Annotated in this window: 25 protein-coding genes and 1 tRNA gene; 16 read left to right on the top strand and 10 right to left on the bottom strand. The window is 68.3% G+C overall.

The window, feature by feature from the left end; genetic code table 11:
- Nucleotides 1–2 precede the first annotated feature (2 nt).
- Genes ASE34_RS15460 through ASE34_RS15430 form a run of 7 tightly spaced genes read left to right on the top strand, consistent with a single transcriptional unit; the run spans nt 3 to nt 7,384 of the window.
- Nucleotides 3–1,094 (top strand): polyprenyl synthetase family protein, encoded by a 1,092-nt coding sequence (locus ASE34_RS15460; protein ID WP_082586704.1) that lies wholly within the window; start codon nt 3–5, stop codon nt 1,092–1,094.
- Nucleotides 1,091–1,996: a phytoene/squalene synthase family protein gene (locus ASE34_RS15455; protein WP_056279921.1), complete on the top strand. Its 906-nt coding sequence runs from the start codon at nt 1,091–1,093 to the stop codon at nt 1,994–1,996. Before ASE34_RS15460 ends, ASE34_RS15455 begins: the two co-directional genes overlap by 4 nt.
- The gene (gene crtI / locus ASE34_RS15450) at nt 1,993–3,594 is read left to right on the top strand and encodes a phytoene desaturase family protein (RefSeq protein ID WP_056279919.1); all 1,602 of its coding nucleotides are present in this window, start codon (nt 1,993–1,995) and stop codon (nt 3,592–3,594) included. The genes ASE34_RS15455 and crtI overlap by 4 nt, the downstream gene beginning before the upstream one ends.
- On the top strand, nt 3,594–3,935 hold the full coding sequence (locus ASE34_RS15445) for a lycopene cyclase domain-containing protein (protein WP_053097229.1): 342 nt from the start codon (nt 3,594–3,596) through the stop codon (nt 3,933–3,935). The genes crtI and ASE34_RS15445 overlap by 1 nt, the downstream gene beginning before the upstream one ends.
- Entirely contained in the window at nt 3,932–4,276 is a 345-nt protein-coding gene (locus tag ASE34_RS15440; protein ID WP_053097231.1) for a lycopene cyclase domain-containing protein, read from the top strand. The genes ASE34_RS15445 and ASE34_RS15440 overlap by 4 nt, the downstream gene beginning before the upstream one ends.
- Nucleotides 4,273–5,160: a prenyltransferase gene (locus ASE34_RS15435; RefSeq protein WP_056279918.1), complete on the top strand. Its 888-nt coding sequence runs from the start codon at nt 4,273–4,275 to the stop codon at nt 5,158–5,160. The genes ASE34_RS15440 and ASE34_RS15435 overlap by 4 nt, the downstream gene beginning before the upstream one ends.
- Before the next feature lie 37 nt (nt 5,161–5,197).
- On the top strand, nt 5,198–7,384 hold the full coding sequence (locus ASE34_RS15430) for an MMPL family transporter (RefSeq protein WP_056279916.1): 2,187 nt from the start codon (nt 5,198–5,200) through the stop codon (nt 7,382–7,384).
- A gap of 4 nt (nt 7,385–7,388) precedes the next feature.
- On the opposite strand, the gene ASE34_RS15425 is transcribed toward ASE34_RS15430, so the two are convergent.
- The 4 genes from ASE34_RS15425 to ASE34_RS15410 all read right to left on the bottom strand — a co-directional run bounded on the left by ASE34_RS15425 (nt 7,389) and on the right by ASE34_RS15410 (nt 10,116).
- Nucleotides 7,389–7,462, bottom strand: a tRNA-Arg gene (locus tag ASE34_RS15425).
- Between the two features lie 41 nt (nt 7,463–7,503).
- The gene (locus ASE34_RS15420; protein WP_053099198.1) at nt 7,504–8,001 is read right to left on the bottom strand and encodes an HNH endonuclease; all 498 of its coding nucleotides are present in this window, start codon (nt 7,999–8,001) and stop codon (nt 7,504–7,506) included.
- A 329-nt stretch (nt 8,002–8,330) separates the two neighbouring features.
- Nucleotides 8,331–9,149, bottom strand: a complete 819-nt coding sequence (locus tag ASE34_RS15415; protein ID WP_082297861.1) for a M23 family metallopeptidase — start codon at nt 9,147–9,149, stop codon at nt 8,331–8,333.
- A 265-nt stretch (nt 9,150–9,414) separates the two neighbouring features.
- Complete coding sequence (locus ASE34_RS15410) at nt 9,415–10,116, bottom strand: metal-dependent transcriptional regulator (protein WP_056279914.1); 702 nt, start codon at nt 10,114–10,116, stop codon at nt 9,415–9,417.
- A gap of 99 nt (nt 10,117–10,215) precedes the next feature.
- Here ASE34_RS15410 and serC point away from each other — a divergent pair, with 99 nt between their 5' ends.
- Complete coding sequence (serC, locus tag ASE34_RS15405; RefSeq protein WP_056279913.1) at nt 10,216–11,328, top strand: phosphoserine transaminase; 1,113 nt, start codon at nt 10,216–10,218, stop codon at nt 11,326–11,328.
- A 69-nt stretch (nt 11,329–11,397) separates the two neighbouring features.
- Here serC and ASE34_RS15400 read toward each other — a convergent pair whose 3' ends face one another.
- Complete coding sequence (locus ASE34_RS15400) at nt 11,398–12,099, bottom strand: DUF3027 domain-containing protein (RefSeq protein ID WP_056279911.1); 702 nt, start codon at nt 12,097–12,099, stop codon at nt 11,398–11,400.
- Nucleotides 12,083–12,463 (bottom strand): cold-shock protein, encoded by a 381-nt coding sequence (locus tag ASE34_RS15395; protein ID WP_053097241.1) that lies wholly within the window; start codon nt 12,461–12,463, stop codon nt 12,083–12,085. The genes ASE34_RS15400 and ASE34_RS15395 overlap by 17 nt, the downstream gene beginning before the upstream one ends.
- A 139-nt stretch (nt 12,464–12,602) precedes the next feature.
- Here ASE34_RS15395 and ASE34_RS15390 point away from each other — a divergent pair, with 139 nt between their 5' ends.
- The 6 genes from ASE34_RS15390 (at nt 12,603) to ASE34_RS15365 (ending at nt 19,205) form a co-directional block, all read left to right on the top strand.
- A complete protein-coding gene (locus tag ASE34_RS15390; RefSeq protein WP_053097244.1) occupies nt 12,603–12,878 on the top strand; it encodes a hypothetical protein in 276 nt (91 codons plus the stop codon).
- A gap of 10 nt (nt 12,879–12,888) precedes the next feature.
- Nucleotides 12,889–14,598, top strand: a complete 1,710-nt coding sequence (locus ASE34_RS15385; protein WP_056279910.1) for a helicase-associated domain-containing protein — start codon at nt 12,889–12,891, stop codon at nt 14,596–14,598.
- Nucleotides 14,599–14,609: 11 nt separating this feature from the next.
- Nucleotides 14,610–16,250 carry a DNA repair helicase XPB gene (locus ASE34_RS15380; protein ID WP_056279908.1) on the top strand — a complete coding sequence of 547 codons (1,641 nt, stop codon included), beginning with the start codon at nt 14,610–14,612 and terminating at the stop codon, nt 16,248–16,250.
- 101 nt (nt 16,251–16,351) lie between these two features.
- Nucleotides 16,352–17,038 carry a response regulator transcription factor gene (locus tag ASE34_RS15375; RefSeq protein ID WP_053097249.1) on the top strand — a complete coding sequence of 229 codons (687 nt, stop codon included), beginning with the start codon at nt 16,352–16,354 and terminating at the stop codon, nt 17,036–17,038.
- A gap of 56 nt (nt 17,039–17,094) precedes the next feature.
- On the top strand, nt 17,095–18,792 hold the full coding sequence (locus tag ASE34_RS15370) for a sensor histidine kinase (protein ID WP_072591604.1): 1,698 nt from the start codon (nt 17,095–17,097) through the stop codon (nt 18,790–18,792).
- Between the two features lie 125 nt (nt 18,793–18,917).
- Nucleotides 18,918–19,205 (top strand): WXG100 family type VII secretion target, encoded by a 288-nt coding sequence (locus ASE34_RS15365; protein WP_056279906.1) that lies wholly within the window; start codon nt 18,918–18,920, stop codon nt 19,203–19,205.
- 75 nt (nt 19,206–19,280) lie between these two features.
- On the opposite strand, the gene groL is transcribed toward ASE34_RS15365, so the two are convergent.
- The 4 genes from groL to ASE34_RS15345 all read right to left on the bottom strand — a co-directional run bounded on the left by groL (nt 19,281) and on the right by ASE34_RS15345 (nt 22,930).
- On the bottom strand, nt 19,281–20,900 hold the full coding sequence (groL, locus tag ASE34_RS15360) for a chaperonin GroEL (RefSeq protein WP_053097253.1): 1,620 nt from the start codon (nt 20,898–20,900) through the stop codon (nt 19,281–19,283).
- Between the two features lie 122 nt (nt 20,901–21,022).
- Entirely contained in the window at nt 21,023–21,601 is a 579-nt protein-coding gene (locus ASE34_RS15355; RefSeq protein ID WP_230100374.1) for a LytR C-terminal domain-containing protein, read from the bottom strand.
- 69 nt (nt 21,602–21,670) lie between these two features.
- Complete coding sequence (locus ASE34_RS15350; protein ID WP_053097256.1) at nt 21,671–21,928, bottom strand: DUF3263 domain-containing protein; 258 nt, start codon at nt 21,926–21,928, stop codon at nt 21,671–21,673.
- Nucleotides 21,929–21,937: 9 nt separating this feature from the next.
- A complete protein-coding gene (locus tag ASE34_RS15345; RefSeq protein ID WP_056279904.1) occupies nt 21,938–22,930 on the bottom strand; it encodes a DUF2332 domain-containing protein in 993 nt (330 codons plus the stop codon).
- A gap of 69 nt (nt 22,931–22,999) precedes the next feature.
- Here ASE34_RS15345 and msrB point away from each other — a divergent pair, with 69 nt between their 5' ends.
- Nucleotides 23,000–23,404 (top strand): peptide-methionine (R)-S-oxide reductase MsrB, encoded by a 405-nt coding sequence (msrB, locus tag ASE34_RS15340; protein ID WP_056279902.1) that lies wholly within the window; start codon nt 23,000–23,002, stop codon nt 23,402–23,404.
- Entirely contained in the window at nt 23,401–23,949 is a 549-nt protein-coding gene (locus ASE34_RS15335) for a nitroreductase family protein (protein ID WP_053097263.1), read from the top strand. The genes msrB and ASE34_RS15335 overlap by 4 nt, the downstream gene beginning before the upstream one ends.
- Nucleotides 23,950–23,952 lie beyond the last annotated feature (3 nt).

Raw genomic sequence — 23,952 nt, 5'->3', positions numbered from 1 at the left:
TCATGACCGCGACCGTGACGCAGACCGCGCCGCGAGAGGACATGAGCACCCGTGTCGAAGAGGTGCTCCGACAGCGCTTCGCCATTCACTGCGAGAACGCCGAGGTGTACGGAGCCGAGTTCGCCGCCCTCTGGCGCGCGACCGCCGACCACGCTCTCGGCGGCAAGCTCGTGCGCCCGCGGCTGTTGCTCGACATCCACCGCGCGCTCGTCCCGACCGCAGGCGAGGACGCGATGATCGGGGCCGTCGACATAGCGACCCATATCGAGCTCCTTCACTATGCCTTCCTCCTTCACGACGACGTCATCGACGGAGACCTGACCCGCCGCAAGCGACCCAACCTGATCGGGCAGCTCGCCGCCGGCACACCGGGCGCCTCCGAGCAGGACGCGCTGCACTGGGCCAGGTCCAGCGCGATCCTGATGGGCGATCTGATGCTCTCGGCCGCGATCATGGGCTTCGCCCGGGCGGATGTGCCGGCGCACACACGAGGACGCCTCCTCGACCTGGTCGAGCAGACGATCCTCGAGACGGTGGCCGGCGAGCACACCGACGTCGCATTGAGCCACGGGATCATCGCCTCCGACGTCGACACCGTCCTGTCGATGAGCGTCTACAAGACGGCCACCTATTCGTTCTCGCTCCCGCTGCGCGCCGCGGCGCTCCTCGCCGACTCCTCCACCTCGGCCGAGAAGACGCTGCAGGCCGTCGGCCGCCATCTGGGTCTCGCCTACCAGCTTCAGGACGACCTGCTCTGCGTCTTCGGCGACCACCGGACACACGGCAAGGACCCCTTCTCCGACCTGAGAGAGGGCAAGGAGACGGCCATCATCGCCTTCGCGCGGTCGACGAGCGCCTGGCACGACATCGAACCGCGGTTCGGTTCGGCGGACCTCAGCCTGCAGGACGCCACCTCGATGCGCGAGCTGCTCCGCGAGTGCGGAGCGGAGCGATTCGTGATCGGCCTCATCGGCGATCAGCTCGACGCGGTCTACGCGCTGCTGTCCGAGGCGGAGCTCGCCGGCGAGATCAGCTCGGATGCCGCACGGTCGATCCTCGTCTCCACCTCCCGCCTCGAAGGGCGTCACGCATGACCCCGAACCCTCACGACGCATCGGGTGCGAGTCTGGGGCGGTTCAACCGCGCCGCCGACACCGCATCCACCGAGGTCATCCGCACATATTCGACATCCTTCGGACTCGCGACGCGCCTGCTCGGCGAGAGACACCGTCAGCACGTGCGCAACATCTACGCGATGGTGCGCATCGCGGACGAGATCGTCGACGGAGTCGCCGCCCAGGCGGGGCTCGACGAGTCGGCGCAGAGCGGAGCGCTCGCGTCGTACGTCTCGGAGACGCACCGGGCGATGCGCGTGGGGTACAGCACGGACCTCGTCCTGCACGCCTTCGCGCGAACGGCGAGGGAGTGCGGGATCGGCGAAGATCTCACGCATCCGTTCTTCGACTCGATGGCCGCCGACATCGCTGCGGAGTCGCACTTCACGTCCTACGACGCGGCGGCTCATGAGCGCTACGTCTACGGCTCTGCCGAGGTGGTCGGCTTGATGTGCCTGCGCGTCTTCCTGCGGGACGAGCGGCGCACCGACAGAGAGCTCGAGACCCTGACGCACGGAGCACGGCAGCTCGGTGCGGCATTTCAGAACGTGAACTTCCTGCGCGACCTCGCGGATGACACGGATCGACTGCAGCGCGGTTACCTCGGCGACGGCGGCCGCCTCACCGACGGCGATCGGGACGAGTGGGTGCGCACGATCACGGCGCAGCTCGATGATGCGGCGCGCTCGATCCCGCTGCTGCCCAAGGACTCTCGCGCCGCGGTCCGCAGCGCGCTCGCGCTGTTCGCGGCTCTCACGCGCCGGGTCGCGAAGACTCCGGCCTCGAGTCTCTATGAGCAGCGGGTGCGCGTACCCGATCCGGTGAAGGCGATGCTGGCCGCGCGCTCGGTGCTCGTGACCGCGATGGAGCGGAGCCGATGAGCCGGGTAGCGGTCATCGGCGCAGGCGTCGCCGGTCTCGCCGTCGCCGGGCTGCTCGCCCGTGACGGCCACGATGTGACCGTCTATGAGAAGAACGGCCGTGTCGGTGGTCGTGCAGGCACCATCGAGCGCGACGGCTTCCGCTTCGACTCCGGGCCCTCGTGGTACCTCATGCCCGAGGTGTTCGATCACTTCTTCGAGATGATGGGCACCTCGACCCAGGAGCAGCTCGATCTGACCCTCCTCGATCCCGGGTATCGCGTATTCCGTGCGCCCCTCGCGGACGGGCGCACGGCGCCGTCCGTCACGGTTCCCACCGGTCGTGACGCGGTCTCGCGCCTCTTCGAGTCACGCGAGCCCGGCGCCGCACAGGCCCTGGATGCCTACCTCGACTCGGCGCACGACGCCCGCGTGATGGCCGAGCGCTATTTCCTCTACAACCCGTTCACGAGGCTGCGCACGCTGATGACGCCGGAGGTGCTGCGCGCACTCCCCCGTCTCTTCAGCCTGCTGGGCACACGCCTGCAGTCATTCGCCGCGCGGCGTTTCCGTGACCCGGTCATCCGGCAGCTGCTCGGGTACCCCGCCGTGTTCCTCGGCACCGACCCCCGCACCGCACCGGCGATGTACCACCTCATGAGCGCTCTCGACCTCGATGAGGGCGTCAGCTACCCCCAGGGCGGATTCTGGCGCGTCGTCGAGCGCATCGCGGAGCTCGCGGAGGCGGCCGGAGCCGAGATCGTGCTGAATGCCGATGTCACGGCGATCAGCACCGGCGTCCGGTCGGGTGCTCCGACCGTCACGGGCATCGAGTGGCGCGATGCCGACGGAATGGCGCACCGGGCCGAGGCGGACATCGTGGTGTCCGGCGCCGATCTCCACCACACCGAGACGGCGCTGCTGCCGCCGCACCTGCGCACCTACCCCGATTCCTGGTGGCAGCAGCGCACGAGCGGTCCCGGCGCCGTGCTGGTGATGCTCGGCATCCGTGGTTCCGTCCCCGAGCTGCCGCATCATTCCCTGTTCTTCACGGAGGACTGGGATGCGAACTTCGACGCGATCTTCGGCGACGACCCCGAGATCCCCTCGCCCGCCTCGATCTATGTCTGCCGCCCGAGCGCGACCGACCGCACCGTGGCCCCCGAGGGCCACGAGAACCTGTTCGTGCTCGTGCCGATCCCCGCCGACACGGCGTTGGGAGCGGGCGGCTCCGACGGTGCAGGCTCCGCCGCGATCGAGGAGGCCGCGGATGCGGCGATCGACCAGATCGCGAGCTGGGCCGGCATCCACGACCTGCGTGAGCGCATCGTGGTGCGCGAGACCAAGGGCCCCGCGGACTTCCTCGAGGACTACAACTCGTGGCGCGGCGGGATGCTGGGGCCGGCGCACATCCTGTCCCAGAGCGCGATGTTCCGTGCTCAGAACGAGTCGCGCCAGGTGTCGGGCCTGTACTACGCGGGTGCCACGACCGCGCCGGGCGTGGGGGTGCCGATGTGCCTCATCAGCGCGGAGATCGTTCTCAAGCGCATCCGCGGCGACCATTCCAGCGGCCCTCTCGATGTCACGGCCCCGGCAGGGTCGACCCGCGGGGAATCCTGATGGGCTTCCTGTATCTCGCGCTCCTGCTCATCACGCTCGGCTGCATGCTGCTGCTCGACCGGCGGTTCCGACTCTTCTTCTGGAGCGACGCGGTGACCGCGGCGATCGTCACGGCGATCGGACTCGCCTTCTTCCTCGCGTGGGACGTCGCCGGCATCGTCGGAGGGATCTTCTTCCGGGGCGAGGCCGCCGTCGCGACGGGGATCGTCCTCGCCCCCGAGCTCCCCATCGAAGAGCCTGTCTTCCTGCTCTTCCTCGTCGTCTGCACCATGGTCGTCTACACCGGGGCTGTGCGGATCCTCACCCGACTGCGCCGACGCCCGGTGGAGGTCGCCTCGTGACCTACATCGAGCTCTCCGCATGGTTCGTCGGCGTCGCCGTCGTGGCGGCCGCCGTTCTCTCCGTGGTCGCTGGTCGGAACAGAGCCCATCTCGGCGCGATCGCCGCGACCGTCGTCGTGCTCTTCCTCCTCACCGCCGTCTTCGACACCGTCATGATCGCCACCGGACTGTTCCACTACTCCCCCGATCACCTCCTCGGGGTGCACATCGGTCTCGCACCGCTCGAGGACTTCGCCTATCCGCTCGCAGGGGCCGTGCTGCTGCCGACCCTGTGGGCAGCGCTGCGCGCACGTCGACGCGCTCGCGCCGGCCTCCGAGGCGCCGAGGAGGATCCCTCGTGAGCTCCTCGACCCGCGGATCCACCGGTCGCGACGCCCGGCAGATCGTCCTTTCCTCCCGCCCCATCAGCTGGATCAACACGGCATTCCCCTTCGCGGCCGCCTACCTCCTCAGCACGCGCGAGATCGACCTGACGCTGATCATCGGCACCCTCTACTTCCTCGTGCCGTACAACCTGGCCATGTACGGCATCAACGACGTGTTCGATTACGCGTCCGACCTCGCCAACCCGCGCAAGGGCGGGATCGAGGGCGCGCTTCTCGCCCCCCGCATACACCGCGCGACCCTGTGGGCGGCGGTCGTGACGAACGTCCCGTTCCTGGTCTACCTCGTGGCGGTCGGGAATCCCGCATCCTGGCTCTGGCTCGCGATCAGCGTGTTCGCGGTGATCGCCTACTCCGCACCCGGGCTCCGGTTCAAAGAGCGGCCGTTCCTGGATTCGACGACCTCGAGCCTGCACTTCGTCACTCCGGCGATCGTGGGGCTGACCCTTGCCGAGGGCGCCGTCACCTCGACAGCGGTCATCGTGCTGCTCGCGTTCTTCCTGTGGGGCATGGCCGCGCACGCCTTCGGAGCGGTGCAGGACATCGCACCCGACCGCGAAGGGGGCATCGGCTCGATCGCGACCGTGATCGGAGCACGGGCGACCGTACGGCTGTCGATCGCGCTGTGGGCACTCGCCGGCATCGCCATGCTGTTCACGTCCTGGCCGGCGCCCTTGGGCGCCGCCCTCGCGCTGCCGTACATCGTCAACGCCGCACCCTGGTGGAACGTCACCGACGACACATCGGCGGGGACCAACCGCGCGTGGCGGCGCTTCATCTTCCTCAACTACTTCGCCGGGTTCCTCGCGACGATGATCCTCATCCTCGCCTGGGTCTCCTGACGCACCCCGATCCCCTGCACCTTCCGAGAGGAATCTGATGTCCACCCCTGAGCACGCGCCCACCCCGCCGACCCGAGAGCGCACGCGTCGGCACTCCTGGGCGCGCGTCTTCATCCCCGTCGCCCTCATCCTCATCTGGCTGGTGGGCGCAGGGCTCGGCGGCCCGCTGTTCGGCAAGGTCGACGAGGTCTCATCGAACGATCAGACGAGCTACCTGCCTGAGTCGGCCGATGCGACGCAGGTGCAGAAGCTCCTCGGCGAGTTCAACGACAGCGATGCCATTCCGGCGATCGCGGTGTTCGTCGCCGATGACGAGCTGTCGGAGTCAGACCTCCAGACCATCTCGGATGCGGTGGCCGACGCGCCCTCCGTCGAGGGCGTGAGCGAGGACGTCTCTCCCGCTCTGACGTCGGACGACGGCAAGGCCGTCCAGGCGTTCATCCCGATCGAGGGCGACGCGGAACTCGCCGACGCGATCGATGCACTCGGCACTCAGCTGCGGGATGCCGCGCCTGACGGCGTCACCGTCTACATCACGGGTCCTGCAGGATTCAGCGCCGACCTCGTCGCCGGGTTCGCCGGCATCGACGGCCTCCTCCTGGGCGTGGCCCTGCTCGCGGTGCTCGTCATCCTCGTGCTGGTCTACCGCTCGTTCCTGCTGCCGATCGTCGTGCTCTCGACGAGCCTCTTCGCACTCTGCGTCGCGCTCCTCGTGGTCTGGTGGCTGGCGAAGTTCGAGGTGCTGCTGCTCAGCGGCCAGACCCAGGGCATCCTCTTCATCCTGGTCATCGGAGCGGCCACCGACTACGCGCTGCTCTTCGTGGCGCGGTTCCGCGAAGAGCTGCGCGTCACCCGAGACAAGGGGGCCGCCGTGCTGGCGGCCTGGAAGGGCTCCTTCGAGCCGATCGTGGCCTCCGGCGGGACTGTCATCGCCGGACTGCTCTGTCTGCTGCTCAGCGACCTCAAGTCGAACAGCACCCTCGGTCCGGTGGCCGCCATCGGCATCGTGTTCGCGATGCTCGCCGCGCTCACACTGCTGCCGGCTCTCCTGCTGTTGTTCGGCCGCGCGGTGTTCTGGCCCCGTCGCCCGAAGTTCGAGCCCGAGGTCGTCGCTGACGAGCACGGCATGCGCAAGACGGGCCTGTGGGCACGGCTCGCGAACCTCATCACCCGCCGCCCGCGCGTCATCTGGATCGTGACGACCCTGGTGCTGCTCGCCGGCGCTTCGGGCGTCCTGCAGCTGAACGCCGTCGGCGTGCCCCAGTCCGATCTCGTGCTCGGCGCGTCCGAGGCGCGCGACGGTCAGGTGGCTCTGGGCGAGCACTTCCCCGGCGGCTCCGGCAGTCCCGTGTACGTGGTCGTCGCGGAGGACGAGCTGCAGGATGCCGCCGACGTGCTGCTGGCCGACGATGGAATCGACGGGGTCTCTGTCACGGCCGCTGACTCGCCGAGCGGTTCGGCGCCGGTCACGGAAGACGGCCTGGTCGCCGTCGGCCCTCCCGGGACCCCGGCGCCCGAGCCCACCGTCGTCGACGGAGACGTTCTCCTTCAGGGCACTCTGACCGACGCGGCCGACTCTGACGCGGCGGCCGCGACGGTGCGGGACCTGCGCACCCAGCTGGACGAGCTCGATGCTCTGGTCGGCGGAGTGACGGCGACCGCGATCGACACGAACGACGCCTCGATCCATGACCGCAACCTGATCATCCCGGTCGTCCTGGTCGTGATCATGCTGATCCTGATGCTGCTGCTGCGGTCGATCCTCGCGCCGGTGCTGCTCATCATCACCACGGTGCTGTCGTTCGGCACGGCGATGGGCGTCTCGGCACTGGTCTTCAACGGAGTGTTCGACTTCCCCGGTGCCGATCCTGCGGTTCCGCTCTACGGATTCGTGTTCCTCGTGGCACTCGGCATCGACTACAACATCTTCCTGATGACGAGGGTGCGCGAGGAGTCGCTCGAGCACGGCACACGCGAAGGCGTGCTTCGCGGACTCTCGATCACCGGCGGCGTGATCACGTCTGCGGGTCTCGTGCTCGCAGCGACCTTCGCCGCCCTGTCGGTGATCCCGATCCTGTTCCTCGCGCAGCTCGCGTTCATCGTCGCGTTCGGAGTGCTGCTCGACACCTTCGTGGTGCGCTCGCTGCTCGTGCCGGCACTCGCCTACGACCTGGGTCGAGTGATCTGGTGGCCGTCGAAGCTGTGGCGCAACGGCCGTGACTGAGATGTGCCCTCGACTGGATTCGAACCAGCGACCTGCCCTTTAGGAGAGGGCTGCTCTATCCTGCTGAGCTACGGGGGCGAGGATTCCATTCTAGAGGAAGCCTCGCCCCCGCCTTCCGTTCACGCGGCGAGGGCCAGGTACGGCTCCCATCGCGGGTCGCTCCGCTCCGTGCCGCGGACCGTCCACGCCGTCCCGTGCGGAGGACGAGGCGCGAACCTCAGTTCCCAGCGCATCTCCTGCGGCGTGCGGTCGCTCTTGGTGTTGTTGCAGCGCAGGCAGCACGCGACGAGGTTCTCCCACGAATCAGCCCCTCCGCGCGAACGCGGCATCACGTGGTCGATGGTCGAGGCGGCCTTGCCGCAGTAGCCGCAGCGATGGTTGTCACGGCGGAGGACCCCCCGCCGTGTGACCGGGACGCGTCTGCTGATCGGAATGCGCACATACCGCGAGAGGACGATGACGGCAGGACGGTCGTAAACGCCGTGACTGCCCCAGACGGGGTCGTCCTCGACACGTTCGATGACCGTCGCCTTGTCGTTCATGACCAGGACCAGGGCTCTCTTGAACGACACGATCGCGAGCGGTTCGTATCCTGCGTTCAGTACAAGTGTGCGCATCGTCATCCTCTCGATCCGCCGGGACGGCTTCCCGGCACTCTCGACTCACACGAAGCCGCACAGGACGGAAGCGTTCGCGGGGATGAAAAAAGGCGCTGTCTACAGACAGCGCCTCATGCGCACGGCAAGACCGTGGCGTCCCTGCGGACGATGCAGAAGGACGTGACGACCGAGGGCATCCATGGTTCGGATGTTCGGTATTCGCTCCATCAGCTTCTCCCGACTATGCGACAACGGGTTCAGGCTAACCCATCAGCAGCACAGGAGGGTCAAACTGCGGGTGAACGCACGAAGGCGTGTCCGCGCGGGAAAGATGAAGGTGCGAGCGATCAGCCCGCGTTGGCGCCGAGCCAGGCGATCGGCTCCATGAGGCCGCCGTTGACCCAGACCTCGAAGTGCAGGTGGTTGGCTGTCGAGCGTCCGGTGCTGCCGACGAAGCCGATGAGCTGTCCGGCGGCGACGGTCTGCCCCGCCTGGACCTGACGCGAACCGTAGATCATGTGACCATAGGTCGTCTGCACGCGCTGACCGCCCACGACGCTGTCGAGCATGACGGCGACGCCGTATCCGCCGATGCTCTCGGCAGAGGCACGGACGACGCCCGCAGCCGCAGCGTAGATCGGGGTGCCGGCCGGGGCGAGCATGTCGGCGCCCTGGTGAGCGCCGCCGACGGTGCGGCTGACGTTGTAGGAACCCTGGGGAAGCGGGTACCGGACCTCCCCGGAACCGGGCGACACCAGCGCGTAGCGACCGATGTCGAAGCTGGTGTTCGACGCAGAGGCGACGGAGGCTGCAGCAGCGGCCGCGCGGGCCTTTGCGGCCTCTTCGGCCTTCTTCTTCTCGATCTCGTCCGGAGTCGTGGCGCTGAAGGTACCGCGACTCAGCGGAGCGGCGGTCGCGTCTGACGCGACGACCAGCGACTGGGCGTCGACAGCAGCGAGCTGCTGGACGGTCGCCGCGGTCTCTGCCGGCTTCGATGCGGCGTAGGCGGGAAGAGCGACAGCAGCGACGAGAGCACCGACGGCCCCGAAGATGGCGATCGAACGCAAGGGCTTAACGACCTTGCGAGCGTCGACGCGGCTGCGAGAGCTGCGGGCGACTGCTCGATCTTCAGTTGTCTTCTCGGGCGATTCGATGTCTTTGGCCAAAACTTAGTCCTCCTGCGCCTGCACGCTCGGGAAGCGCTGGCTCGTCGGCACTCTGCTCTCGTGGCACGTATGTAGCTCGGGTACGTTGTGCGGTCTGACCGGGAGGTCGACGAGCCTGGAAGGCGAATCCTCTCGGGTGTCGTCAGCGGGCTTCTTCGACGACTCGTCCGAGGTTACCGGAAGATAACGATCCTGTCACCCTGCGAACCTGGCAATCCTCGGAGAGGCGGAATCACGCGGATGTCGGGCCCTTCAGCCTCGAAGTTCAGGCGGGCTCGCCGACCAGGAAGATGTGCGAGGCGAGTTCGACGGGGAGCTCCAGACCGTCTTCCTTGCCCTCCATCTGGATGAGCACGTAGCCCTCGTTGAAGCGATAGTCGCCCTTCGCACCGGGAACCACGCCTGCGTCTCGCAGCTGCTCGAGCAGCTCCGGGTCGACCTGAGCGGGCTCGGCGAGACGGCGGACGGTGCCATCGATCGGAGCGCCGGCGGCGTTCAGCTTCTGCACGAGCCCGATGACGCCCTCCTCGAACGTGCGCGCAGGCGCGTCGCCGAGCTGGTCGAGGCCCGGGATCGGGTTGCCGTACGGGGACTCCGTGGGGTGGCCGAGCAGCTCGACGAGACGACGCTCGACCTGCTCGCTCATCACGTGCTCCCAGCGGCACGCCTCTTCGTGGACGAACGCCCAGTCGAGGCCGATCACGTCGGAGAGAAGGCGCTCGGCGAGGCGGTGCTTGCGCATGACGTTGACCGCCTTGCGGCGGCCGGCGTCGGTGAGTTCGAGGGTGCGGTCTTCGGAGACGACGACGAGGCCGTCGCGCTCCATGCGCCCGACCGTCTGCGAGACCGTCGGCCCCGAGTGGCCGAGCCGCTCGGAGATACGCGCACGCAGCGGCACGATGTTCTCCTCCTCGAGTTCGAGGATGGTGCGGAGGTACATCTCCGTGGTGTCGATCAAGTCCGTCATGTGGCCCTCCGGGTCTTCTTAGGCAAGCCTACATTCCCGCGCGGACACCAGGGCGTCATGCGGTGAAGGCACCGGGGGCCCACGCCGTAGAATCAACGCATGGCGATCGAGATTCCCCGTGACCTCCTGCCCGCTGACGGCCGCTTCGGCTGCGGTCCCTCGAAGGTGCGCACCGAGCAGCTCGATGCGCTGCTCGCCGCAGGTCCGACGTTGCTCGGCACCTCGCACCGACAGGCACCCGTCAAGAACCTGGTGGGCAGCGTCCGCGAGCAGCTCGCAGCACTCTTCCGCCTTCCCGAGGGATACGAGATCATCGTCGGCAACGGCGGCTCGACGGCGTTCTGGGACGCCGCCGCCTTCGGCCTGATCGAGCGCCGCAGCCAGAATCTGGTGTTCGGGGAGTTCGGCGGCAAGTTCGCCGCCGCCGCTGCCGCACCGTGGCTCGAGGCGCCGGATGTGCGCAAGTCCGAGCCGGGCTCGCGCACCGCTGCAGAGGTCGTCGACGGCATCGACGTCTACGCCTGGCCGCACAACGAGACGTCGACCGGCGTCTCGGCACCGATCGAGCGCGTGGTCGCCGACGGCGCTCTGACCGTCATCGACGCGACCAGCGCGGCCGGTGGCATCGACTTCGACGCCTCTCAGGCGGACGTCTACTACTTCGCGCCGCAGAAGAACCTCGGCTCCGACGGGGGCCTGTGGTTCGCCGCGGTGTCGCCCGCCGCCGTCGACCGCATCGAGCGCATCGCCGCTTCGGGTCGGTACATCCCGGAGTTCCTCAGCTTGAAGAACGCCGTCGACAACTCGCGACTCAACCAGACGCTGAACACTCCCGCACTGACGACGCTGCACCTGCTCGACAGCCAGCTCAGCTGGATCCTGTCGAACGGCGGCCTCGCCTGGGCCGGCGCCCGCACGGCGGAGTCGTCCGGCATCCTCTACGACTGGGCGGCGGCATCCGAGGTGGCGACCCCGTTCGTCACGGACGCGGCGCACCGGTCACCGGTCGTCGTGACCATCGACTTCGACGACAGCGTCGATGCGGCGGCGGTCGCCAAGACCCTGCGCTCCAACGGCATCGTCGACACCGAGCCGTACCGCAAGCTCGGTCGCAACCAGCTGCGCGTCGCGACCTTCGTCTCGATCGAACCGGACGACATCCGACAGCTCACCCGCTCTCTCGACTACGTCCTCGGGCAGCAGGGCGCCTGACACCCACCGACGAAGACGAAAGGGGCCGCGTGCGAACGCGGCCCCTTTTCTCATTCGTCCCGTGGACGATCATTCCTCGTCGTCGGAGTCCTCGTCGTCGTCGGAGTCGTCGGAGTCATCATCCTCGTCGTCGGAGTCGTCATCCTCGTCGGAGACGTCGTCCTCGTCGTCATCCGACTCGTCCTCGTCGTCGTCGTCCGCGTCGTCGTCGTCCGCGTCGTCGGAGTCGTCGAGCTCGTCGATGTCGACTCCGTCGAGGTCACCGGCGTGCAGCTCTCGCGGCTCCGCGGCCAGTTCGTCCTCATCGATGTCGTCGTCGTCGTCGTCGAGTTCATCGTCGTCATCGTCGTCGAGGTCATCGCCGTCGAGATCGTCATCGGAGTCGTCGTCCTCGACCGATGCGGCATCCTCGTCGTCCGCGGCGGCCGCGGCCGCCTGCTCCGCGAGCTCCACCTGGTGGGCGCGGTACTCGGCGAGGCGTTCGGCCCACGGCACCCATTCGGGTGCGAGCAGGGCGCCGTCGCCCGGCAGCAGCTCGAGTTCGAGCACCGTCGGCTCCTCGTCATCGACGCGAGCGACCGTGACGGTCCAGAACCAGCCGGGGTATCCGGGGAGCCGGTTCTCGAAGCGCAGCGAGACCGAGCCGTCCTCCTCGGGGAGATAGTCGGCTGCGGGTCCGACGGTCGACGCCGGAGTGATCTCGTGCAGGGCGGCGAGCGCGAGATCGTGAGCGTCGATCAGACGCTGGTCCGCCTCAGGCTTCGAGGTCATCGGCTACCTTGCGCAGAACTGCCGCGATCTTGCGGCCTTGTGCAGACGAGGGGTAGCGGCCGCGACGCAGGTCGCCGCCCATTCCGTCGAGGAGCTTCACGAGATCCTCGACGATGATCGCCATGTCGTCCGCGGGCTTGCGCTTCGCCTTCGCGAGGCTCGGCGGCGCTTCGAGCACCCGGACGGACAGCGCCTGCAGGCCGCGCTTGCCGTCGGCGACACCGAACTCCACGCGTGCACCCGCCTTCACAGCGGCGCCGGCCGGCAGAGCGGAGGCGTGCAGGAAGACGTCCTGGCCGTCATCGGCGGCGATGAAGCCGAAACCCTTGTCTTCGTCGTAGAACCTGACCTTGCCGGTGGGCATGGAAGAAACCTCGCTGAGTCGGTGTGGAGCTGGATGGGACGCACGTGTGCGGCCACCCCCAGCCTACCGGTCGCCGGGCACGGAATCCGTAGGTCACGATGCGGAACCGTGCCACCCCGCAACGACTAGGCTGAGACGGATGAGCACCAAGAGTCCCGAACCTGAGGTTCCCGTTCGCCGCATCGATCGCATTCTGGCGTTCACGGCACTCGGACTCGCTGCGGCGTCCATCATCTGCTTCTTCGCGATCATCATCGGCACAGCGGTCGGCATGCAGCAGGAGGACTTCGGTTCAGGCGCATGGCCGTTCATCGCCGCGATCCCCTACTGGGGGCTCCCCGCCGCCTTCGTCATGATCATCGTGCTCCTCGCCATGAGCTTCATCCGCAAGGGGCGCGCGGCATCGCGGCCCTGAGGTATCCGGCATGAGCACGCACGCCCGACCGCTGGCCGAATGGCTGTCCGCGGCGAGCGACGAGCAGCTCAGCACCCTCTTCGCGGCACGGCGCGTGCGCCCGGACGTCAACTGGCAGGACTTCTTCGACGCCGCCGAAGCGCTTCTCGATCCCGCGTCGCTCGCTCGGGTCCTCCCCACCCTGACGCGCGACGAGGCCGCAGCCCTTCTCGCGTTCGCAGCGAGTCCCGCGTCGGAACACTCCGCGCAGCGCGAGACCCTCGAAAGCCTCGCGCTGCTGCGCCCGGACGGGGCGCCCTTCCCGCCGGTGGTCACCGCCGTCGCAGATCGTGCGGAGCCGAGTGCGCCCAGCGACACCGTGCCGGAGCCCACGACCGACACCGAGACGGCCCACGCTGCCGAGCGCGCCTTCACCACCGTCTCGGCCCTGGCCGATCTGCTCCTGCTCGCCCGCGAGAAGCCCTTCACCCTGCTGGCCGGCGGCAACGTCAGCGCCGGCGAGAAGCGACAGCTCGGCGAGTCGGGCGTCGTGGCCGAATCGATCGACGCGCTGATCGCCATCGCCGTCGACTCGCGCCTCGTCGCACCGGACGCGCGCAGACTGCGCACGACGCCACAGACCGAGGAATGGCTGCGATCGTCCGTGGCCGATCGGTGGAGCACCCTGGTCGAAGGCTTCCGCGACGCTCTCCCCCGCGGTCTGCGCACCACGGAGGGCGGGTGGATCCCCCCGAGCGACTGGGCCGACGCTCACCCCTGGGACCCTGCCTGGGCAGAGCAGAGCACGGCTCTGCTGGAGCGCGCCCGTCTGCTCGGGCTCATCGCCGACGAGGGCCGTGAGCCCGCATGGGCGGCGGCGATCCGGCGCGGCGCGAGCGTCGACGCCACTCCCCTCACGGCACTCCTCCCGAGCGAGGTCGATCGCATCTTCCTCCAGAACGATCTGAGCGCGATCTCCCCCGGCCCGCTGGCCCCCGGTCTGGACGTGCGGCTGCGCACGATCGCCGCGCGCGAGTCCGCCGCTCAGGCCTCCACCTATCGGTTCACTCCCGAATCGATCGCGCACGCACTCGTCGCCGGCGAGACGGAGCAGTCGATCCTCGAGTTCCTCGAGTCGCTCTCGCTCACCGGCATCCCCCAGCCGCTCCGGTATCTCGTCACCCAGACCGCCCAACGGCACGGCCTGGTGCGGGTGTCGACAGACGCCGAGACCGGGCGAACGCGCATCGAGAGCAGCGACCAGCATCTGATCGAGGCCATGTCCGTCGACCAGGGGCTGCGGCCGCTCGCCCTCACGAAGCACGTCGCCTCGCTCACGACCCGCGTCGGGCGCGACACCGTGTACTGGGCGCTCACGGATGCCCGCTACCCGGCGACGCTCGTCGACGAAGACGGACACGCGGTGGCCGGCGAACGGAACCCGGTCTCGGCGGCGACGCCCGACCCGGCGCCGGACTACTCGGGCCTCATCGCCGCGCTGCGCTCGCACCAGGGTGCCGACGCCGACGCGGCCTGGCTCGACCGCGAGCTCGAGGCCGCCGTGCGCGCGAAGGCCGTGCTGCGGGTCAGCGTGGGCATGCCGGACGGATCGACCAGGGAGCTGATCCTCGAGGCGACCGGGCTGGGCGGAGGCCGGCTGCGCGGGCGCGACCGGGCGGCAGACGTCGAGCGCACGCTTCCGGTGTCGAGCATCCGCGCCGCCACCGTGATCGCACAGTAAACTGGACAGCTATGTCTGATGGCCCCCTGATCGTCCAGAGCGATCGCACCGTGCTGCTCGAAGTCGCCCACGCCGATGCCGAGAGCGCCCGCCACGAGCTGGCGATCTTCGCGGAGCTCGAACGCGCGCCGGAGCACATCCACACCTACCGGATCACGCGGCTCGGCCTGTGGAACGCCCGCGCCGCCGGGCACACCGCCGAGGACATGCTCGACACGCTGGACCGCTGGTCCCGGTTCCCCGTGCCCCCGTCGGTGGCCGTCGACCTGCGCGAGACCGTGAACCGCTATGGGCGCCTCGTCATCGAACGCGACGACGAGGGCACCCTGATCCTGCGTTCGACCGACCCCGCCGTGCTCGCACAGGTGGCGAACAACAAGCGCATCCAGCCGCTGCTGATCGGCCACCCGGCGCCCGACACGTTCGTCGTCGATGCCTGGGCGCGCGGTCAGATCAAGCAGGAGCTCCTGAAGATCGGCTGGCCTGCAGAAGACCTCGCCGGCTACACCCCCGGCACCCCGCACGAGATCGAACTGGCAGAGGACGGATGGGCGATCCGCCCCTACCAGCAGGATGCCGTCGACGCCTTCTCGAAGGACGGCTCGGGCGTCGTCGTCCTCCCCTGCGGCGCCGGCAAGACGATCGTCGGCGCCGGCGCGATGGCCGCGACGAAGACCACGACCCTCATCCTCGTCACCAACACGGTCTCGGCTCGGCAGTGGCGCGACGAACTGCTCAAGCGCACGAGCCTCACGCCCGAGGAGATCGGCGAGTACTCGGGGCAGGCCAAAGAGGTCAAGCCGGTGACGATCGCGACCTACCAGATCCTCACGGCCAAGAGAAAGGGCGAGTACGCCCACCTCGCCCTGCTGGATGCTCTCGACTGGGGCCTCATCGTCTACGACGAGGTCCATCTGCTCCCCGCACCGGTGTTCAAGCTGACCGCCGACCTCCAGGCGCGTCGCCGGATCGGCCTCACCGCCACGCTGGTCCGCGAGGACGGACGCGAGGGAGACGTGTTCAGCCTGATCGGGCCCAAGCGGTTCGACGCCCCGTGGAAGCAGATCGAGGCGCAGGGTTTCATCTCCCCCGCCGTCTGCTACGAAGTTCGGGTCGACCTCCCGCCGGACGACCGGCTCGAATACGCCGCCGCGACCGACGACGAGCGCTACCGCCTCGCCGCCTCCGCCCCGGCGAAGATCGACGCCGTGCGCGAGCTCATCGCGAAGCACAAGGACGAGCGGATCCTCGTGATCGGTCAGTACCTCGACCAGCTGGACTCCCTGTCGCAGTCGTTGAACGCGCCGCAGATCACCGGCGCGACGCCCATCGACGAGCGCGAGGAGCTCTACCGCGCGTTCCGCGAGGGCGAGATCTCGCTGCTCGTGGTGTCGAAGGTCGCGAACTTCTCGATCGACCTCCCCGAGGCGTCCGTCGCCATTCAGGTGTCGGGTTCGTTCGGTTCCCGCCAGGAGGAGGCTCAGCGCCTCGGCAGGCTCCTGCGTCCCAAGCAGTCGGGCCGCACGGCGAGCTTCTACACGCTCGTCGCACGCGACACGATCGACCAGGACTACGCCCAGAATCGCCAGCGGTTCCTCGCCGAACAGGGATACAGCTACACGATCATGGATGCCGACGCGATCGCGGCCTGACCGTCTTCACTCCCTCGGAACAGCGCCGCTACGCGGAGGGCGAAAGCGCCGCTCCGAAGGATAGTCAGCATCCGCATGGCCGAAGTCACCATAATGGGGACATGACTGATGCGCGCATCCTGGTCGTCGACGACGAACCCAACATCCGCGACCTGCTCTCGACGGGTCTCAGCTTCGCCGGGTTCCAGGTGAAGACCGTCGCCAACGGCGCCGCCACGATCTCGGCGGTGCTCGAGGAGGAGCCGGACCTCATCATCCTCGACGTGATGCTTCCGGACATGAACGGCTTCAGCGTGACCAAGCGTCTTCGCGGCGCCGGGTTCACTGCGCCGATCCTGTTCCTCACGGCGAAGGACGGCACGGACGACAAGATCGAGGGGCTCAACGCCGGCGGCGACGACTACGTCACCAAGCCGTTCAGCCTCGACGAGATCGTCGCCCGCGCTCAGGCCATCCTGCGCCGCACGATGCAGGCCGACGAGGAGTCGATCATCCGGGCCGGCGAGCTGTCGATGGATCAGGACACCCACGACGTGCAGGTGGGCAAGGAGTCGATCGAGCTGAGCCCGACCGAGTTCAAGCTGCTGCGCTATCTGATGCTGAACCCGAATCGCGTGCTGTCGAAGGCCCAGATCCTCGACCACGTGTGGGAGTACGACTTCAACGGCGATGCCGGCATCGTCGAGAGCTACATCTCGTACCTCCGCCGCAAGATCGACCCGCACACCGAGGAGTCGGTGATCCAGACGAAGCGCGGCTTCGGATACATGCTCAAGGTCGGCAAGTAGTCCGGCACACCGCCGCACGCTGACGCCGCACAGCATCCGTCTCCAGGGAGGTCCGCATGGCGCACAAGCCTGACGCGATCACCCGGTGGTGGCGGTCGATCAGCCTGCGCGCCAAGGTGACGGGTGTCACGGTCGCAGTGCTCGCACTGGGTCTTCTCGCCGCGGGCATCGGCACCGTGCCGATCCTGCGCAACTCGCTCATCAGCAACATCGATGCGCAGCTTCCGGCCCTGGTGTCGGCGGATCTCGCGAGCCGCTACTTCGAGGTGACGGTCGAGGACGGCGAGACCGTCTACACCCCCACCGACTCGCCGCGAGACTTCTTCGTCGCGATCTACGACGCCGAGGGCGTGCTGCAGACGACCACCGGGAACTCCGCCAACGGACAGCCGCTCTTCCCCGCGACCTATTCGCCTCTCGACGTGCAGGCGAACGAGGACACGCCGTTCACGATGGAGGGGACCGAAGGGTCGAGCTTCCGCGCCGCTGTCGCGCGGGTGCCCGGAGAGGGCGACGGATCGCTGCGTATCCAGATCGTCGCGATGCCGCTCGAGTACGCGGATCGCATCATCAGCCAGTACTTCGGCATCTACATCACGGTCGCGTTCGTCACGATCTTCCTGGCCGCTCTGCTGACCCGCGGTCTGGTGACGCTGACATTCCGTCGGCTCGGGCAGGTCGAGTCGACCGCCATGTCGATCGCCGCCGGCGATTTCACCCAGCGTCTCACCGATCTCGAGCCCACGACCGAGGTCGGCCGCCTGAACAGCGCGATCAACACGATGCTCGACCGCGTCGACGCGTCGCTCGCGCAGCGAGATCGCACCGTGCAGCACATGCGGCGCTTCATCGGAGATGCCAGCCACGAGCTGCGCACTCCCCTGGTGAGCGTGCGCGGATACGCCGAGCTCTACCGCATGGGCGCGATCAAGGGCGAGGAAGACACCGCACGCGCGATGGAGCGGATCGAGAAGGAGGCGATCCGCATGGGCGTCCTGGTCGAGGACCTCCTCGCTCTTGCGCGCCTCGACGAGGAGCGGGAGCCCGAGATCGAAGCCCTCGATCTTCGACCGATCGCGCGGGACGCCGCTCTCGACCTGCGCGCGGCGGCTCCGGCGCGCACCGTGACCGTGGTCGATCGCACCGTCGAGGCTCCGCTGATCGATGTCACCACGCGCTCCACACCCGTCGTTCCCTCCGCTCCGGAGACGCCAGCACCCCGTGGACTCTCACGCGGAACGCTCGCGCGCCTGCGCCGTCGCCCCCGGAACTCCGGTGCGGCCGTGCCGGCGATCGACTTCACCGAAGCGGCGGACATCCCCGTGCGCACGCCGCCGATCGTGCTCGGCGAGGAGAACAAGGTCCGCCAGGTCGTCACGAACCTGCTGGGCAATGCGCGACGCTTCTCGGCGGAGGAGAGTCCGATCGAGATCGTGGTCGACGCAGATCGTGTGCGAGGCACGGGGAGCATAGCCATCGTCGATCATGGTGAGGGGATCCCGCCGCAGATCCGCGAGCAGATCTTCGAGCGCTTCTGGCGCGCCGACACCTCGCGCGCTCGCGAGACGGGAGGGTCGGGCCTGGGTCTCGCGATCGTCTCGTCCATCGTGAAGGCGCTGCACGGAAGCGTCGCGGTGTCGGAGACGCCCGGCGGCGGAGCGACGTTCACCGTCACCCTCCCCCTCGCACCTTCACGCGCGACACCTGCGCATCTTCTCGAGGACACCCAGCCGATCGAGCCGCTCGACATCTGACGGCTCCTGCTGCACGGAGAATCCTCCGCGCAGGTTCTCCACAACGGCTGCGGGCGATCGCGCCGCATCGGCATCCGGCAGTCGCCCCTCCCCTACCGTCGGAGAACCGAACGAGAGGAGTTCCCATGTCCGTCATCACCGTCGACACCGAAGCAGTAGGTGCCGCCCAAGGAGCCGCACTGGCCACGATGGAGCGTCTGCAGACCGAGTCTGCGACGCTCATGTCCCAGCTGACGCAGCTGCAGGCATCGTGGGTCGGCACCGCCTCAGCCGCGTTCCAGTCATGCGCTGAAGAGTGGCGAGGAGCCCAGCTGCACGTCGAGCAGGTGCTCGAGTCCATCGGGCACTCGCTGGGCAGTGCGGCGACGCAGTACGCGGATGCCGATCAGTACTCGGCGAGCCTGTTCCGCTGACTCACGGGTTCGACCGCCCGCGAACGCAGAAACGCCCCGACCGAGGTCGGGGCGTTTCTGTTCAGCAGTGATGGATCAGAAGTCCATGCCACCAGACGGGTCACCCATCGGGGCCGGAGCCTTCTCGGGCTTGTCAGCCACGACGACCTCGGTGGTGAGGAAGAGAGCCGCGATCGATGCTGCGTTCTGCAGCGCCGAGCGGGTCACCTTCGCCGGGTCGATGATGCCCGCTGCGAACATGTCGACGTACTCACCGGTAGCCGCGTTGAGGCCCTGACCCGAGGGAAGCTCGGAGACCTTGTTCGCGACCACACCCGGCTCGAGGCCGGCGTTGAGGGCGATCTGCTTCAGCGGAGCCTCGATCGCGACGCGAACGATGTTCGCACCGGTCGCCTCGTCGCCCGAGAGCGAGAGAGCGTCGAGAGCCTTGGTGCCGGACTGGATCAGCGCGACGCCACCACCGGGGACGATGCCCTCCTCGACGGCTGCCTTCGCGTTGCGGACGGCGTCCTCGATGCGGTGCTTGCGCTCCTTGAGCTCGACCTCGGTTGCCGCGCCCGCCTTGATGACGGCGACGCCACCTGCAAGCTTGGCGAGGCGCTCCTGCAGCTTCTCGCGGTCGTAGTCGCTGTCGGTGTTCTCGATCTCGCGACGGATCTGCGTGACGCGACCCTCGATCTGGTCTGCCTCTCCGGCACCCTCGACGATCGTGGTCTCGTCCTTGGTGACGATGACCTTGCGAGCGCGACCCAGCAGGTCGAGCGTGGCGTTCTCGAGCTTCAGGCCGACCTCTTCGGTGATGACCTGACCACCGGTGAGGATCGCGATGTCCTGCAGCTGCGCCTTGCGGCGGTCGCCGAAGCCGGGTGCCTTGACGGCGACCGACTTGAAGATGCCCTTGAGCTTGTTGAGCACGAGAGTCGCGAGAGCCTCGCCCTCGACGTCCTCGGCGATGATGACGAGCTCCTTGCCGTCCTGGATCACCTTGTCGACGATGGGCAGAAGGTCCTTGATGTTCGAGATCTTCTGGTTCGCGATGAGGATGTAGGCGTCTTCGAAGACAGCCTCCTGGCGCTCCGGGTCCGTCACGAAGTACGGGTTCAGGTAGCCCTTGTCGAACCGCATGCCCTCGGTGAGCTCGAGCTCGGTGCCGAAGGTCTGCGACTCCTCGACGGTGACGACGCCCTCCTTGCCGACCTTGTCGATCGCCTCGGCGATGAGCTCGCCGATGGCGGGGTCAGCAGCCGAGATCGAAGCGGTCGCAGCGATCTGCTCCTTGGAGTCGATCTCCTTCGCGCTGGCGAGGAGCTCCTCGGTGATGGCCGCGACGGCCTTCTCGATGCCGCGCTTCAGCGAGATCGGGTCTGCGCCGGCTGCGACGTTGCGCAGACCCTCGCGGACCAGAGCCTGGGCGAGCACCGTGGCGGTGGTGGTTCCGTCACCGGCGACGTCGTCGGTCTTCTTGGCGACCTCCTTGACGAGCTCCGCACCGATCTTCTCGTACGGGTCGTCGAGCTCGATCTCCTTGGCGATGGAGACGCCGTCGTTCGTGATCGTGGGGGCGCCCCACTTCTTCTCCAGCACGACGTTGCGACCGCGCGGGCCGAGCGTCACCTTGACGGCGTCGGCGAGAATGTTGAGGCCGCGCTCGAGGCCGCGGCGGGCCTCCTCATCGAAAGCGATGATCTTTGCCATGAGTTTTGTCGTCCCTCCTGGACGTAGACGTTGGGTTTAGCACTCAGAGTGAGAGAGTGCTAACGCCATTCTGGCACTCGACCCCATCGAGTGCAAGCTGCGGGGAGGGACCGCGCGGCGCTCTACGGGGCAGGGGTGTCTGCGGGAGTCTCGGGAGCGGTGGTCGCGCGATCGAGTCCGATGACCACCGTGAGCTGCTTCGCGCCGGTGTCGTTCAGATCGGTGTAGAAATCGCTCTGCTCCACCTGCGCTCCGCCGATGAGGTTCGCGAGGCCGATGGCCGCGAGCTCGTCCTCGTCGGCGACGTAGTAGACCGTCGTCGTCGAGAAGTCCTGGCTCGCGCTGTCGGTCGCGAACACGACGTCCGCTGCCCAGCCGTTGTTGATCAGGACGTCGCGCATCTGCTCGTCGAGCCCCTCGTCCGGGGATGCGTTGAGGATCATCACCGAGTAGGTGACGTCGACGACTCCGGTCTCGACGGGTGCAGGACTGGCCGTGGGGACGGCCTCCGGGAAGAGGCTGATGCGCCCCATCACCACCAGCGAGCCGAAGATGCCGCCGATGATGAGCACCAGAGCGGCCACGAAAGACCAGAGGAGCACGACCCAGCCGTTCATCCCCGGGGCTTCGGCGCGATGCGCTCCGACGCGTCCGGATGATCGGGGGACGTCGTCGAATCGATCTCGGCTGGGCTTTGACACCCCTCGATGCTAACGGCACCGACCTCTGTATCCGCATCGAGCGCCGTCGGCGCGTGGCGGACGCGCGAGTCAGCCGACGAAACCGGGCGTGCGAGCGGCTCTCTGGAATGATCTCGAGTCGCGGATGCGCCGCAGCCGACGCACCAGCATCGGGTCGTACTCGAGGGCGGCCTCCGACTCGATCAGACGTCCGAGGAGCTGGTAGTAGCGCGCGGCGCTCATACCCAGCTGGGCGCGGATGGTCTCCTCTTTCGCGCCGCCGTGGCGCGGCCACGCGGTCTCCAGCGCGAGGATCGCACGATCGCGCTCGCTCAGCTCTCCCAGCATGAGATCAGATTAGGTCGCCGCCCCGCCGATTCCGGCACGCCACTCCCACCATCGCCCGAGTGGGTCGGCGGCTGCGCGCACCTGCCCGTCGAGCGCCACGACGAAACCGGGCCACTCCGCGGCGACGACGGGCGGATCCCAGGCGTCGAGGAGCGCGGGAGGGTCGATGGTCAGCCAGCGCGCGCCGAGTCCCCGGATGCGGTCGACGAGGGCTTCACGGGCCTCCCGGGGAATGTGCACCAGCACGCCGGGAGTCGTGACGACGAGGGCGGCGCCGCGGGGCGCCTCGGCGGCGAGCTCGTCGATCTGCTCGAGCGCGTCGCCTGCGACGAGGTGGGGAGGGGCGGATGCCGCGATGTCGAGCGCCGCCGACACCCGTTGCTCGCGCCCCTCCTCCCCCGGCCACACCAGACCCAGCAGCCAGCGCCGGTCACGCTCGTCTCGCGCGTCGAGCGGCGCGAGGTCGATGCCGGCTCGCCACACCACATCGGGCATCCGCATCGGCGGGAGGGCTCCGTCGACACGGCTCTCGAGGATCACGGTGGAGGGGCCGTCCGCGGGGTCGAGCGACGCGCGCAGCCGCCCGTCCGCGCCCACGAAGCGATACGAGTACCTGTCCGGATAGAGGCACAGTCCTGCGGCGGCTCCGACCTCGAGCAGCGCGATCGGGCCGTCGATCTCCGACAGCGCGGGCAGAAGCGGCGCGAGACGCAGAGGTTCGTTCGTCTGCAGGCGCCGGCCGCTGCACTCGGCCACGATCTCATCGGCGCGCGCGATCACGAACGACCGCCAGGCGCCGTAGCCGACGAGGCCGGCGCCCAGCATCCGTGTCACCGCGAACACGAGCGGGGGCTGCCGTCTGTTCTCCGGAATCCGCGCGAGCACGCCCTGTACCTCGGAGTCGGCGGCGACACCGTCGGCCCACTCGACATACAGGTCGCTGCGCCCCGGCGCCTCCTGCTCGGCGAAACGCGCGTAGCGCTGCTGCACGGCATCCGTCATGGATCCATTGTCTCGTGGCGCCGAGCGCCTCTGAACGCGAGAGAATGGATCAGACCCCCAGGAGGACCGATGTCGTACAGCGTGGACAAGACCGAAGAAGAGTGGCGCGAGGAGCTCGGCGAGGAGCAGTACGCCGTGCTGCGCGAAGCCGCCACCGAGCGCGCCTGGACGGGCGAGCTTCTCGACGAGGGCCGAGCGGGCCTCTACACCTGCGGCGCCTGCGGTGCCGAGCTGTTCAAGAGCGGCACGAAGTTCGACTCCGGATGCGGCTGGCCGAGCTTCTACGAGTCGATCCGCCCCGACGCGGTGCAGCTCATCGAGGACACGACGCTCGGCATGGTGCGCACCGAGGTGCGCTGCGCGAACTGCGGCTCTCACCTGGGCCACGTCTTCCCCGACGGATTCGGCACGCCCACCGGCGACCGCTACTGCATGAACTCGATCGCCCTGAACTTCACACCCGAAGAGTCGTGAACGCCCTCGAGGCGGTCCGCGCACGGCAGTCCTGGTCGAAGGTGACCGACGACGCGCCGTCGCGCGATGAGCTGCTGACGCTCGTCGCCGCAGCGGGTCGTGTGGCCGATCATTCGTCGCTGCGCCCGTGGCGTCTCATCGAGCTCCGCGGGTCCGACCGCGAGGTGCTCGGCGCGGCGATCGCGAAGGCGGAGGGTGACAAGTCCCCGTCGACCAAGCCTCTTCGCGCTCCGCTGCTGATCGCCGTGGTCGCCAGCTATCGCAAGAGCGACAAGGTTCCCCGGTGGGAGCAGGAGGCGGTCGCGTCAGGCGTCGCCCACATGCTCAGCCTGCTGCTCGACGAGGCCGGCTGGGGTGTGCTGTGGCGCACCGGTCGGTACACGCGCTCGAAGGCCATCGCGAAGGCTCACGGCATCGGCAAGAACGAAGAGCTGCTCGGCTGGCTGTATGTCGGCGGCAAGCCGCAGGGCAAGAAGCCGGGACGCCGCAAGCCGGTCGACGCCCGGGCACTCGTGACGCGGATGCCGCAGCCGAAGAAGAAGTAGGGC

Origin of the sequence: Microbacterium sp. Root280D1, from assembly GCF_001428975.1 — a bacterium.
Taxonomy (GTDB): Bacteria; Actinomycetota; Actinomycetes; order Actinomycetales; family Microbacteriaceae; genus Microbacterium.
This window is presented reverse-complemented; position numbering and strand designations above follow the sequence as displayed.